This window comes from Rosettibacter sp. KY25, assembly GCF_057554405.1.
The window spans coordinates 50,992-64,479 of record NZ_BAAJAO010000010.1; the positions used below are offsets into that span (position 1 = coordinate 50,992).

The 13,488-nt window shown below is 30.3% G+C and carries 12 protein-coding genes; 11 read left to right on the forward strand and 1 reads right to left on the reverse strand.

The genetic code is table 11. The features are described from left to right. Window positions 1–133: 133 nt before the first annotated feature. Window positions 134–3,322 carry a PEP/pyruvate-binding domain-containing protein gene (locus tag AC27L2_RS07780; RefSeq protein ID WP_487211172.1) on the forward strand — a complete coding sequence of 1,063 codons (3,189 nt, stop codon included), beginning with the start codon at window positions 134–136 and terminating at the stop codon, window positions 3,320–3,322. On the opposite strand, the gene AC27L2_RS07785 is transcribed toward AC27L2_RS07780, so the two are convergent. Then, window positions 3,314–4,147 (reverse strand): metallophosphoesterase family protein, encoded by an 834-nt coding sequence (locus AC27L2_RS07785; protein WP_487211173.1) that lies wholly within the window; start codon window positions 4,145–4,147, stop codon window positions 3,314–3,316. The two genes, AC27L2_RS07780 and AC27L2_RS07785, sit on opposite strands and share 9 nt — an antisense overlap. Before the next feature lie 210 nt (window positions 4,148–4,357). On the opposite strand from AC27L2_RS07785, the gene hisG reads away from it, so the two are divergent. The 10 genes from hisG to AC27L2_RS07835 all read left to right on the forward strand — a co-directional run bounded on the left by hisG (window position 4,358) and on the right by AC27L2_RS07835 (window position 13,471). Next, complete coding sequence (hisG, locus tag AC27L2_RS07790; protein ID WP_487211174.1) at window positions 4,358–5,227, forward strand: ATP phosphoribosyltransferase; 870 nt, start codon at window positions 4,358–4,360, stop codon at window positions 5,225–5,227. Further along, complete coding sequence (gene hisD, locus AC27L2_RS07795) at window positions 5,224–6,516, forward strand: histidinol dehydrogenase (RefSeq protein WP_487211175.1); 1,293 nt, start codon at window positions 5,224–5,226, stop codon at window positions 6,514–6,516. The genes hisG and hisD overlap by 4 nt, the downstream gene beginning before the upstream one ends. Then, the gene (gene hisC / locus AC27L2_RS07800; protein WP_487211176.1) at window positions 6,503–7,552 is read left to right on the forward strand and encodes a histidinol-phosphate transaminase; all 1,050 of its coding nucleotides are present in this window, start codon (window positions 6,503–6,505) and stop codon (window positions 7,550–7,552) included. Before hisD ends, hisC begins: the two co-directional genes overlap by 14 nt. Beyond that, entirely contained in the window at window positions 7,549–8,430 is an 882-nt protein-coding gene (gene hisB, locus AC27L2_RS07805) for an imidazoleglycerol-phosphate dehydratase HisB (RefSeq protein ID WP_487211177.1), read from the forward strand. The genes hisC and hisB overlap by 4 nt, the downstream gene beginning before the upstream one ends. Beyond that, window positions 8,427–9,014, forward strand: a complete 588-nt coding sequence (hisH, locus tag AC27L2_RS07810; RefSeq protein WP_487211178.1) for an imidazole glycerol phosphate synthase subunit HisH — start codon at window positions 8,427–8,429, stop codon at window positions 9,012–9,014. The genes hisB and hisH overlap by 4 nt, the downstream gene beginning before the upstream one ends. After that, the gene (hisA, locus tag AC27L2_RS07815) at window positions 9,008–9,727 is read left to right on the forward strand and encodes a 1-(5-phosphoribosyl)-5-[(5-phosphoribosylamino)methylideneamino]imidazole-4-carboxamide isomerase (protein WP_487211179.1); all 720 of its coding nucleotides are present in this window, start codon (window positions 9,008–9,010) and stop codon (window positions 9,725–9,727) included. The genes hisH and hisA overlap by 7 nt, the downstream gene beginning before the upstream one ends. Continuing rightward, window positions 9,717–10,472, forward strand: a complete 756-nt coding sequence (gene hisF / locus AC27L2_RS07820) for an imidazole glycerol phosphate synthase subunit HisF (protein WP_487211180.1) — start codon at window positions 9,717–9,719, stop codon at window positions 10,470–10,472. Before hisA ends, hisF begins: the two co-directional genes overlap by 11 nt. After that, window positions 10,469–11,095, forward strand: a complete 627-nt coding sequence (gene hisIE, locus AC27L2_RS07825) for a bifunctional phosphoribosyl-AMP cyclohydrolase/phosphoribosyl-ATP diphosphatase HisIE (RefSeq protein ID WP_487211181.1) — start codon at window positions 10,469–10,471, stop codon at window positions 11,093–11,095. The genes hisF and hisIE overlap by 4 nt, the downstream gene beginning before the upstream one ends. 62 nt (window positions 11,096–11,157) lie before the next feature. Next, on the forward strand, window positions 11,158–12,036 hold the full coding sequence (locus AC27L2_RS07830) for a sulfurtransferase (protein WP_487211182.1): 879 nt from the start codon (window positions 11,158–11,160) through the stop codon (window positions 12,034–12,036). A 301-nt stretch (window positions 12,037–12,337) separates the two neighbouring features. After that, window positions 12,338–13,471, forward strand: a complete 1,134-nt coding sequence (locus tag AC27L2_RS07835) for an aldose epimerase family protein (protein ID WP_487211183.1) — start codon at window positions 12,338–12,340, stop codon at window positions 13,469–13,471. Window positions 13,472–13,488: the final 17 nt, after the last annotated feature.

Genomic DNA, 13,488 nt, shown 5'->3' on the forward strand with positions numbered 1-13,488 from the left:
AAACTTTACACTGAGGCATTCCTAAATATTTCTATTTCTAAGAACCTGTTTTTTTAATAAATTACAAAAGAGATTTATTTTAACGAGAATTAAAGTGATATAATAAAAAAATTTTTTAAGGGCATTATTAATTATGAAAAATAGAAACAATGAGATTGAAATTTTATTAATGGAAAGAACGAAAGTATTAAATTGTCTATTTAAAATTGAAGATAGCTTAAATCGTTCAGAAATATCACTTCGTCAGGCAATTAATACAGTATTAGAAGCATTACCTCAGGGCTTTCAATATTCCGAATATTGTCAAGCAAAAATTGTTTATAATGATATAGTTTATCAAATAATTGAATTCGAAGAAACACCATGGTTTATCACTACTGATATTATTGTTGAGGAACAGTTAGTAGGAAAAATATTTGTTTATTATACAAAAGAATTTAAAACAGATGAAGGCACACCTTTTTTAGAAGAAGAAAAAAAATTATTAAAAACAGTGGCAGAAAGATTAGGGCATTTTATTCTTCATCAGAAATTAAAAAGTTTATATGAAGAACTTCAAACTGCAAGACAGGAAGTTGGCAAAACTATCAGAGGTGAATGGAAAATTGTTCTCGATATGATAAGAAAAACAGACCCAAATTTATTTATGAGTTTGATGAGAAAACTTCTTAATCTATTATGTTGGAAAGGAATTGAAGAAGCAGAACTTTTAATGAAACACACTAATATTTCAAGACGAGTAAAAATTGGTTTGGGAGATGAAGAACTTACAGATGAGAATAAACCAACAAAAGTAGAAAGAATTATTAATTATGATGAATATGTGGAAAGAATACAAAGGCTTGCTGATGACCATTTGCCTGATGAAGTAATCTTGAATAAAATTCAAAAATGGATTCAAGAAGATAAATCGAGTGCATTAATCAAAGTAGTTGATAATCAGGATACTTCGTTAACAGAAATAGCAGATGCAATTCGCAAATATTATCATCTTGCTCCAGAAAAATTTGAATTGCCACCCTCGACTATCAAAGGATTAAGAGTATCTTTGCTCCGAAGATTTTTTACTGACCAGCTTAGCTTTATTTCTATAGCAAAAGAATATGTAAAGCTTACAGATTTTTATAAGCTTATAGACAAAATGATTTTTCCTCCAGGAAGTCATGGAAAACTTGGTGGTAAAAGTGCTGGATTATTTATAGCATCCCATATTCTTCAAAAGGAAGCTGAAAACAATGATTTACTGAAAAATGTTAAGGTTCCTAAAACATGGTATATTGCTTCAGATGGAGTGCTTAATTTTATGCAACATAATAACTTAGAAGAGGTATTAGAACAAAAATATAAGGATATTGATGAAGTTAGAATTGAGTATCCTCACATTGTTCAACTTTTTAAAAATTCAGAATTCCCACAGGATATGGTTAAAGGTTTATCAATGGCATTGGATGATTTTGGTGATAGACCGTTAATTGTAAGAAGTTCAAGTTTGCTTGAAGACCAGATGGATGCTGCATTTTCTGGAAAGTATAAAAGTTTATTCCTTGCAAATCAGGGAACAAAACAGCAGAGGCTTGCTGCATTAATGGATGCAATTGCAGAAGTTTATGCATCGACCTTTGGTCCCGATCCAATCGAGTATCGTGCAGAAAGAGGATTACTTGATTTTCATGAAGAAATGGGAATTATGATTCAAGAAGTTGTTGGAACACGCGTTGGAAACTATTTCCTTCCTGCATTTGCTGGAGTTGCTTTCAGCCATAATGAATTTCGTTGGTCACCAAGAATAAAGAGAGAAGATGGATTAGTTCGCTTAGTTCCTGGTTTAGGAACTCGTGCAGTAGACCGATTAAGTGATGATTATCCAGTTCTTATTTCACCTACTCAACCAAATTTAAGAGTTAATGTATCACCAGAAGAAATTTTAAGATATTCACCCAAAAAGATTGATGTTATTAATCTAAAAACAAATGAGTTTGAAACTATTTCTATTAAAAAATTTCTTGAAGAAACAAATAATAATTATCCTTCATTTGACTTAGTCTTTTCAGTCATTCAAGGCAATATGCTTCGTCAACCGATGGCTTTTGAATTTGATGACCCATCAAAAGAATATGTGGTTACATTTGATGGACTTTTTTTGAAAACAGACTTCCTAAAAAAGATTGATATGATATTGAAAACTTTACAAATAAAAATGAAAAATCCTGTTGATATAGAGTTTGCTTCTGATGGAAAAGATTTTTACTTGTTACAATGTCGTCCTCAAAGTCAAACCAGAGAAATTGCTGGTGATATAATTCCTAAAGATGTTCCTAAAGAAAAAATTCTATTTACTGCAAAAAAATTTGTATCAAATGGTAAAGTGCCAGAAATAACTCACATTGTTTATGTTGACCCAATTAAATACAACGAGATTTCTGATAAAAACAAATTACTTCAAGTAGGAAGAGTTGTTAGCAGACTTAATAAACTTCTTCCAAAAAGAAAATTTATTTTAATGGGACCTGGCAGATGGGGCAGTCGTGGTGATATTAAACTTGGTGTTAGTGTTACTTACTCTGATATTAACAATACTGCAATGCTAATTGAAATAGCAAGAAAGAAAGGCAATTATATCCCTGAAGTATCTTTTGGTACACATTTCTTTCAGGATTTGGTAGAGTCCAACATAAGATATTTACCACTTTATCCTGATGATGAAGGAATTATATTTAATGAAAAATTTTTAACAGAATCAGAAAATATTCTTGAAAATTTATTGCCTGAATATTATTACATGCAGGATACAATTCGAGTGATTGACATTGTTCGAGCAACTGAAGGAATGATTTTACGTATTTTAATGAATGCTGAACTTGATGAAGCCATTGCAATGTTTGTTCATCCTTCTATTGACATTCAAATTGAAAAAGAAATTAAAGAAAGTGTTGAATATCATCCAAGCGACCATTGGCGTTGGAGAATGAAAATGGCAGAAAAAATTGCATCAGAACTTGATGGTGAAAGATTTGGTGTCAAAGGAATTTATGTCTTTGGAAGTACTAAAGATGCTGTCTCAGGACCAGGCAGTGATATAGATTTGCTTGTTCACATTGATAAAGATAAATGCAAAAGATATGAATTGGAATTATGGTTCGAAGGCTGGAGCTTATGCCTAAGCGAAATTAATTATTTAAGAACAGGTTACAAAACAGATGGCTTGCTTGATGTTCATTATGTTACTGATGATGATATTGAAAATAAAACAAGCTTTGCATTAAAAATTAATGCTCTATCTGATGCAGCTCATCCACTTAAATTAAAATCGAAGTCAAATTAATTCACGATAGGCATTAGCAAGATTTTCTAAGTGAAATTTTACAATTGCTAATTCTTTCCCATCATGCGCCGCACTAAAACAATGTGTGTTGCCAATTTTGTCTTTCCACCTGCCTGTTAACCTTGAAGATTCGTGAATATGACCATGCAATGTTAAATACGGCTGAAAACTTTCAATGAAATTTCTAATTGCTTTACTTCCCACGTAAACATCTAATTCAACATTATTAATTTTTTTCCTATCAAGTGCAGCTCTATCAAGATTTGTTTTGTATGGTGGTGCATGGAATAAAAAAATTGTATTAGTGTTTTCTTCTTTATCTGCAAAAGTTTTTAAATCATTCTTAATTGTAGAGTATTTCTTTTCTGAATCTGGTATTTCTATAGTGCGTATTCCATGTTCAGGAGAAATACATCCAATCCCAGTATTTCGAGTTACATCATATTTTTCCCAGTCTTTTAGTAAAAAAGGAGAAGGGGGCGAGTAAGCATAGCCGAAAAATTTATATTTATTGATTTCTATTTTTCTAAAATGTAAATATATCCAGAGTTCTTCTTTTTCGAGATTGATTAATTGCGCTTCTTCAGATTTTGGGTCGTTATTGCCTGGTATAATCAGTATTTGAGGAAATTTATCTTTTAATTTTTGTTTCAATTTATCCAGCTCAGGTTTTAAAAAAGTAGCAACAAAATTTTTTATTGTATAATGAGGAAGTAAATCACCGCCAATCAAAACTATATCAGGTTTTTCAATCAGGATTGAATTAAATAGTTTTTGATATTTATCAGTTGTACCGTGTAAATCCGAAACGAAGTAGCAATACATTTCTTAAAAAATATTTTTGTTTCTTAAATCAAATTTTTTAGATTTGCAATCAAAATTAGGAATTTTAAATGAAAACAAAAGTATACCATCTTAACCATCATCATCATTTACTTCTTAATAGAAGCGCCGGTATACTTTAAATTAATTAAATAAATTTTATGAACAAACCCCGGCGCTTAGTCGGGGTTTTTTATTATATGGAGTAAAAAAATGTTAAATGGAAATTTAAAATTAGCTTTACAAAAACGAGGAAGATTAACTGATAAATCTCTTCAATTATTAAGAAACTGCGGATTAGATATTGAAGACTATTCTGAAAGATTAATAATAACAACCCGAAATTTCGAACTTGATATTTTATTCTTAAGAGATGATGATATTCCTGAATATGTTAGTGATGGAGTTGCTGATATTGGAATTGTAGGTGAAGATGTTTTGTATGAAAGAAATGCTGATGTAGAAGTGATTAGAAAACTGGGATATGGCAAATGTAATCTATCCCTTGCAATACCAGAGAATAAAACATTGAATAATATTTCCGAACTAAATGGAAAAAGAATAGCAACTTCTTACCCAAATCTTTTGAAAAAATTTCTTGATGAGAATAACATCAAAGCTACAATTGTAGAAATCAGCGGTTCAGTTGAAATTGCACCATCACTTGGTGTTGCAGATGTTATTTGCGACCTCGTTTCAACAGGCAATACATTAAAACTAAATAAACTAAAAAAATCTTTTGATGTTTTTTCTTCGGAAGCTGTTCTGATTAAAAATAAAAATCTTGTTAATGATGAAAATAAAAATTCATTGCTAAATCAACTGCTCGTTCGAATTGATTCTGCACTCAATGCCAAAACTTCAAAATATTTAATGATGAATGCACCAAAAAGTGCACTCGAAGAGATTGAAAAAATTATTCCTTCATTGAAAAGTCCAACAATATTACCACTTGCTGATCCTACTATGGTTGCTGTTCATGCAGTAATTCCAGCTGAACAGTTTTGGTTAATTTATCAGGAATTAAAAAAAGCAGGTGCTTCTGGAATTTTACTTTTACCAATTGAAAATATGATATTATGAAAATTATTGATTACAAAAATCTCAACAGCAAACAAATTGAAAAGTTGTTAAGTCGTCCTGCAATAAAAACTGCAGAGATTTATGAACAAGTTCGGCTAATACTTCAAAATGTAAAGAAGAAAGGGAAAAAAGCTGTAATAAGCTATGCAAAAAAATTTGATGGGTTGAGAAGCGAAAATATTCTTGCAAGTAAAAATGAATTATTGAATGCAGAAAAAAAATTATCTAAAGATGTTCGTAAAGCAATTTTAAAGGCAGCTGATAATATTTATAAATTCCATGAGATACAAAAAAGATATGACTATAAAATTGAAACCATGCAGGGAATCAAATGCTGGAGAAAAACTGTCCCAATTGAAAATGTTGGATTATATATTCCAGGTGGAAGTGCAGTTTTAGTTTCAACAATGCTGATGTTAGGTATACCTGCAAAAATAGCTGGTTGTAAACGTATTGTTGTTTGTTCACCTGTTAAGAATGAAATTAATCCTGCCTTAGCATTTGCTGCAAGAATTTGTGAAGTTGATGAATTTTATAAAATAGGCGGAGCTCATTCAATAGCAATGATGGCTTATGGAATAGAGGATGTAAAAAAAGTTGATAAAATTTTTGGTCCTGGAAATCAATATGTAACAGCAGCTAAAACATTGGTAAGCATTGACCCTGATGGCTGCGCAATTGATATGCCTGCAGGTCCAAGTGAGGTTTTAATTATTGCAGACGAATCTGCAGTCAGTTCATTTGTTGCTGCTGACTTACTTTCACAAGCAGAACATGGTGAAGATTCTCAAGTAATTTTGTTAACTACCAGCAAGAACTTAGCAGAGCAGGTTTTAATTGATTTGAAAAATCAGCTTCAATTGTTACCAAGAAAATTAATTGTAGAAAAATCTTTAAATAATTCGAGAATTATTCTTGTTCAAAATCTTGATGAAGCAATTGAAATTAGTAATCGATATGCCCCTGAACATTTGATTTTAGCTGTTAAGAATTATAATAAATTCATAAATAAAATTGTTAATGCTGGTTCTGTATTTATTGGAAATTATTCTCCAGAAAGCGCTGGAGATTATGCTTCTGGCACAAATCATTCTTTGCCAACTTATGGTTATGCAAAGTCTTACAGCGGAGTTAGTGTTGATTCATTTATGAAATCAATTACTTTTCAGAAATTATCCAAAGATGGATTAAATAAAATTGCAGATACAGTAATAACACTTGCAGAAACTGAAGGACTGCAGGCACATGCAAATGCTATCAAAATAAGGATTGAAGATGGATATAAATAATTTGGTTAGAAAAAATATACTTCAACTGAAACCTTACACTTCTGCGCGTCAATCACACAGCGAAGGAATTCTTCTTGATGCAAATGAAAACAGTTTTGGAACGGTTTTGCCTGATGATGAATTTACAAATGTGAACCGTTATCCCGACCCATATCAAAAGCAAATGAGAGAAGGTGTAAGCAAGTTATTAAATATTCCAGTTGAAAATTTATTTTTTGGCGTTGGTTCAGATGAAATAATTGATTTAACCATAAGAATTTTTTGTCAACCTTCAATTGATAATGTTATTGTTTGTGAACCAACTTACGGAATGTACAAAGTTGCATGTGATATTAATGATGTTGATGTGATAAATGTTCCTCTTACAAACGATTTTAATGTTGATTCAAATGCAATTGAAAAAGCAGTAAATAAGAATACAAAAATTTTATTTTTATGTTCTCCTAATAATCCAACGGCTAATTTGCTTGATAAAGAAAAAATTCTTGAGCTAACAAAAAAATTAAATCTCATTGTGCTTGTTGACGAAGCTTATATTGATTTTGCTCAGGATGAAGGTTTAATAAAATACACAACTGAACTGCCAAATCTGATTGTAATGAGAACATTTTCAAAGGCATGGGGAATGGCTGGAGTTAGATGCGGTTTTTGTGCAGCATCAAAAGAAATCATTAATATTTTTTTCAAGATAAAATTGCCTTACAATATCAGTAAACTTACTGCACAAGCTGTTGCCAAAGCACTTCAAAATATCGAAAAAAGAAATCAATACATTAAAATGATTTTACAAGAAAGAGAAAGAGTTTATGCATCATTAAAATCGAACAAAAAAATATTAAATGTATTGCCTTCTGATTCAAATTTTATTTCTTTTAAGGTAGAAAATCCAAAAGAGGTTTATAGTTATCTCGAAAAAAATAAAATAATTATTCGCGATAGAAGTAATCAATTTAACTTTGCTGGTTATTTAAGAGTTACAATTGGAACTCCCGAAGAAAACAATTTATTTCTTGAAAAACTGAATGAGATTTTATGAAAAAAGTTTTTATTGATTCAGAGTTATTTAATCCCGCAAGTAAAAAAGCAAAAGGTTTGATAAGTTCATTAAAGAAATTATCAGAATATTCGTATCAAATCTTTGCAGATAAAGAAGAAATTGATCCGGTAGTTCTTAATGTTTTGAAACTGGAAGGAATTAAAATTAATTCTGTGAAAAACAAAATTGATTTACTCGAAATTGGAGTTGATGGAAAACCTTCTGATAAAAAAATTGTTATTTCAAAAAATAAAATAAAAAATATCGAAGAAGCAGTTGAAAAGATTATTAAAAATTTGCGTGCAGCAGAAGTTATCAGAAAGACAAAAGAAACTGATATTACTATAAAACTTGAACTTGATGGTGAAGGAAAAGCTGAAATAGAAACAGGAATTGGTTTTTTCAATCACATGCTTGAACAAATTGCTAGACATGCAAATTTGAATTTGACAATACAGGTAAAAGGAGATTTAAATATTGATGAACATCATACAGTTGAAGACACAGGAATTGCACTTGGAGAAGCATTAAGAAAAGCACTTGGGGATAAAAAAGGAATTAAAAGATTTGGATACATGCTTCCAATGGATGATTCAATTGCTCAATGTGCGATTGATTTGAGTGGAAGAAGTTATCTCAATTTTAATTGCAAATTTCAAAGAGAAAAGGTTGGAGAATTTCCAACAGAACTAACAGAAGAATTTTTTCGTGGACTTACAATTGGATTAATGGCAAATATCTACATTAAAGCAGAAGGAAAGAATGACCATCATAAAATTGAATCGATATTTAAAGCATTTGCAAAAGCATTAAACGAAGCCTGTAGAATAGATTTTAGAGCAAAAGGATTTTTACCATCAACTAAAGGGAAATTATGATTGCAGTAATTGATTATGGCGCCGGCAATATTCAATCTGTGGTTAATGCAATAAGCGATATAACAACAGATTTCATTGTTACAAACAAAGAAAGTGATTTGCTGAAATGTGAAAAAATTATTTTTCCTGGTGTAGGCGAAGCATCATTTGCTGTAAAAAAATTGCACCTTCTAAATTTGTTTACTATGCTTAGAATAATTAAAAAACCTTTGCTGGGAATTTGTCTTGGCATGCAAATACTGTGCGATAAATCAATTGAAGGGAATGTAACTTGTCTTGGCATAATAAATACAACTACAGAAATGTTCGATACAAAGAAAGTTAAAGTTCCGCACATGGGCTGGAACAAAGTTGAAATAATCAAACAAAGCAAATTGTTTGATGGCATTGAAAACAACTCTTACTTTTATTTTGCTCATTCATATTATGTCCCATTAAATGATTACACAATAGCAAAATCAAATTATGATATTGATTTTTCAGCTGCATGTGAAAAAGATAATTTTTACGGAATTCAATTTCACCCAGAAAAATCTGGAAGCAATGGATTAAAAGTATTAAGGAATTTTATAGAAAAATGTTAATCATTCCTGCAATTGACATATTAAATAATAAAGTTGTAAGATTGCGAAAAGGTGATTTTAATCAGGCAACTTACTACGACACAACACCTTTGGAAGTTGCTGAAAGATATAATTCTTCTGGTTTCAAATGGGTTCATATAGTTGACCTTGCAGCTTCTGTTGATGGAAATATCAGCACACTTTCAATCATTCAACAGATAAAAGAAAAAACAAAATTGAAAATTGAATTTGGCGGAGGAATAAGAAATCAGGAACAGGTTAAAAAATTGATTGAAGCAGGAGTTGATAAAATTATAATTGGTTCTCTTGCAATTACCAATAGGACACAATTCGAAAAAATTATCGATAAATTTGGTAAAGAAAAATTTATTGCTGCAATAGATTCAAACAAAGAAAAAATTCTTATAAAAGGATGGACTCAACAAAGCAGCATTTCAATTTATGAACATATTAAATATTGTTCTGAACTTGGTATCGATACATTTTTGTGCACAGATGTAAGTCGTGATGGAACTTTAAGCGGCTCCAATAAGGAACTTTATGAGAAAATAATAAATCAATTTCCGGATATAAATTTAATTGCATCGGGTGGAATTGGTTCAATTCATGATATTTTAATGCTCTCACAAATTAATCTCTTTGCAGTAATTGTAGGAAAAGCAATTTACGAAAACAAAATTAAACTGGAGGATTTAATTAAAATTGGTAGCTAAACGCATCATACCATGCCTTGATGTTAAAAACGGTAGAGTTGTAAAAGGAGTAAATTTTGTTAACCTAAAAGATGCAGGTTCTGCAGTTGAATTATCTCAAAGATATTATGAAGAAGGTGCTGATGAACTTGTATTTCTTGATATAACTGCTACCGAAGAAAAAAGAAAAACTTTGATAGAACTTGTCAAAGATGTTGCAAAAGTTTTGAGAATCCCTTTTACAGTCGGCGGAGGAATTTCTTCTTTAGAGAATATTGAAGAATTATTGAAAGCAGGAGCTGATAAAGTTTCTCTCAACTCTTCAATTGTAAGGAATCCAGATTTAATTACTCAAGCAGCTAAACAATTTGGTTCGCAGGCAGTTGTAGCTGCTATTGATGTGAAAGTTGTCAATGGAATAAAAAAAGTTTTCATTAAAGGCGGCAAAGAAGAAACAGAACTTGAAGGTTTTCAATGGTGCAAAAGAGTAAATGAACTTGGAGCAGGTGAAATTTTATTGACATCAATGGACCACGATGGAACACGCAAAGGTTATGATATTGAATTCTTAAAAAAAGTAGTTGATGCTGTCACAATTCCTGTTATTGCAAGTGGAGGTGCCGGTTCAAAAGAACATTTTCTTGATGCATTCAAAATTGCTAATGTTGATGCATGCCTTGCTGCTGGCTTATTCCATTATGGCGAATTAAGAATTAATGAACTAAAAAAATTTCTAAAAGAAAATAATGTTAATATAAGACCATGATAGACTTAAACGCTATTGACTTCTCAAAAAATTCTGGACTTGTTCCTGCTATTGTTGTTGATAATTTTACTGGACAAGTTTTAATGCTCGGCTTTATGAATCAGGAAGCACTTCAAAAAACAATTGATACAAAACTTGTTACATTTTACAGCAGAACAAGAAAAACATTATGGACAAAAGGAGAAACATCAAAAAATTATTTGCATCTTGTTGATATTAAAACAGACTGCGACAACGATACACTTTTAATAATTGCAAAACCAGATGGACCAACATGTCATCTTGGAAATTATTCATGCTTTGGAAATGAAAAATCAAATACAAAATTTCTTGACTATCTTTTTGAATTAATCAAAGAAAGAAAAGAAAAATTACCAGAAGGTTCATACACAACAAAATTATTTCAGAGTGGGTTAAACAGAATAATTCAAAAAGTAGGTGAAGAAGCTGTTGAAACAATTATTGCTGCAAAGAATGAAGATAAAAATGAAATTATTAATGAAGTTTCGGATTTAATTTATCATCTCTTTGTAATGCTTGCACAAGAGAATATTGAACTGCAGGAAGTTTTGAATAATTTAATTGACAGGCATTATCAAAAAACAAAAAATAATCCCGATTAAAATCTTCAATTGAACTTCCGATAATTTTATTAAAAATACTCATCATTATTTGAGAGTTTATTTTGGAATTAGATATCAAGAAAAAATATTTAATTGAAGTTGAAGAATTATTTGAAATATTAGACAGCAAAGATTTAGTTATAATTGATACAAGAGAGCCGGAAGATTATCTAATCGACCATATTCCAGGGGCAGTAAATGTTTATGATATTTTTACTTATCTCGCTACTCAAGAAAATGGCGGTTATAAAGCTTTGATAAAAAATTTTTCTGAAATTTTTGGCAATGCCGGAATTGAGGGAAATGAAACTGTTGTTGTGTATGAAGATGCAATGGATAATGGTTATGGAAGATCTTGCAGAGGATATTTTTTGTTGACTTATCTTGGTCATAAAAATGTTAGAGTTCTTCATGGTGGATATCAAGCTTGGATTTCAAAAAATCTTCCTGTGACAAGAAAAATTCCCGATGTTCAAAAGAAAATATTTAATGCAAAAGTTGATAGCTCAATAATTCTTACAAAAAATGAAATGTTGAACTCATTATCCAACTCAGATATAATTAAGCTCGACTGCCGCGACCATGCAGAATGGGTTGGAGTAAGTTCATCGCCTTATGGACCAGAGTTTACACCAAGAAAGGGAAGAATTCCTGGTGCAATTTGGATTGAGTGGTATAAAACTATGTGTCAAAAAAATTATATTACTTTTTTTAAAGAGCCGGATGAATTAAAAAAAATGTTTAACAGCTATGGGATAACTGAAAACAGTGAAGTTTATGTTTATTGCTTCAAGGGGGCACGAACTTCAAATATGTATATTGCATTGAAACTTGCTGGAATAAACAAAGTGCGGAATTATTTTGCTTCATGGAACGAATGGTCAAGAGATTTTTCATTACCAATCGAAAAAGGTTATCCAAAACCAAAGTTTCTGTTTTGAATTAGTTGAAAAAAATCGATTAGAAAAATCATCACAATTTTTGACCCATCAAATTTTTATTGAAGATGATGAATGAAATGAATCTAATTCTCAGTAATTTTTAAGAATTCTTAGTTAAGTTCTATAATTAATTTTGGCAGCTTCATATTATTTACCATTTCTCAAATTTTTATTAAGAATTTTTTGAAAAAATCTGATTTATGTTTATTAATAATTTTGTAAATTAATTATTAAAAATTCTTGTATGGATAATTAATTTATTCATAATAATGATTCCCAAAAAATTTTGGGGGATGCTAAAATGAAGAATAAAATTTTTGCAGCAGTTTTGATTGCGTTATTATTTTCATCATGTAAAACAAATAATTCGAGGGAAAAAATGATTAATCAAGAAGTTTTTGGAACGCTTCCATCAGGCGCAAAAGTTTTTATTTACACATTGACTAATAAGAATGGAATGGAAGTAAAAATTATTAATTATGGTGCTACTATTATTTCATTAAAAGTGCCTGATAAAAATAACAAGTTCGACGATGTTGTTATGGGCTACGACAATTTAGAAGATTATATTAATGGAAGTTCATATTTTGGCTGCATTGTTGGAAGATTTGGTAATAGAATTGCAAAAGGCAAATTCACACTTGATGGAAAAGAATATCAACTAACAATTAACGATGGAGAAAATCATTTACATGGCGGAACAATTGGATTTAATAAAGTTCTTTGGAATGCAGAACCTGTTGTAAGTGATTCATCTCAATCACTAAAATTAACTTATCAAAGTAAAGATGGTGAACAAGGCTATCCAGGAAATTTAACAATACAGGTAATTTATTCATTAAATAATAATAATGAATTAATTATTGATTATTCAGCAGAAACTGACAAACCAACAATTATAAATCCAACACATCATTCATATTTCAATCTAAGTGGTTCATTTAATAACACAATTCTAAATCATGAATTATTTATTGATGCTGATTATATAACTCCTATAAATGATAAATTAATTCCAACTGGGGAATTAATGAAAGTTGAAGGAACTCCATTCGATTTCAGAACTTTTCACAAAATTGGTGAAAGAATAAATGAAAAACATGAACAATTAATTTTTGGAAAAGGTTACGACCATAATTGGGTTTTGAATAATTATAATGGACAAGTAAGAAAAGTAGCTGAATTATATGATTCATCCAGTGGAAGAGCAATGGAAGTATTGACTGACCAGCCTGGAATTCAATTTTATTCTGGTAATTTTTTGAATAGTTCTATCAAAGGCAAAAATGGTACTGTTTATGATTATAGAACTGGTTTATGTCTTGAAACTCAGCATTTCCCTGATTCTCCCAATCATTCAAATTTTCCATCAGTAGTATTAAGACCAGGAGAGAAATACACTCAAAAAACTATTTATCATTTTATAGTCAAATAATCTCAAAAATAAAGTGA

Excerpts from the sequence above, each read along its gene's own strand:
- AC27L2_RS07785 (WP_487211173.1), bottom strand. The coding sequence starts at position 4,147 with ATGTATTGCTACTTCGTTTCGGATTTACACGGTACAACTGATAAATAT.
- hisA (WP_487211179.1), top strand. The coding sequence starts at position 9,008 with ATGTTAATCATTCCTGCAATTGACATATTAAATAATAAAGTTGTAAGA.
- hisD (WP_487211175.1), top strand. The coding sequence starts at position 5,224 with ATGAAAATTATTGATTACAAAAATCTCAACAGCAAACAAATTGAAAAG.
- hisH (WP_487211178.1), top strand. The coding sequence starts at position 8,427 with ATGATTGCAGTAATTGATTATGGCGCCGGCAATATTCAATCTGTGGTT.
- hisB (WP_487211177.1), top strand. The coding sequence starts at position 7,549 with ATGAAAAAAGTTTTTATTGATTCAGAGTTATTTAATCCCGCAAGTAAA.
- hisC (WP_487211176.1), top strand. The coding sequence starts at position 6,503 with ATGGATATAAATAATTTGGTTAGAAAAAATATACTTCAACTGAAACCT.
- AC27L2_RS07780 (WP_487211172.1), top strand. The coding sequence starts at position 134 with ATGAAAAATAGAAACAATGAGATTGAAATTTTATTAATGGAAAGAACG.
- AC27L2_RS07835 (WP_487211183.1), top strand. The coding sequence starts at position 12,338 with ATGAAGAATAAAATTTTTGCAGCAGTTTTGATTGCGTTATTATTTTCA.
- hisIE (WP_487211181.1), top strand. The coding sequence starts at position 10,469 with ATGATAGACTTAAACGCTATTGACTTCTCAAAAAATTCTGGACTTGTT.
- hisG (WP_487211174.1), top strand. The coding sequence starts at position 4,358 with ATGTTAAATGGAAATTTAAAATTAGCTTTACAAAAACGAGGAAGATTA.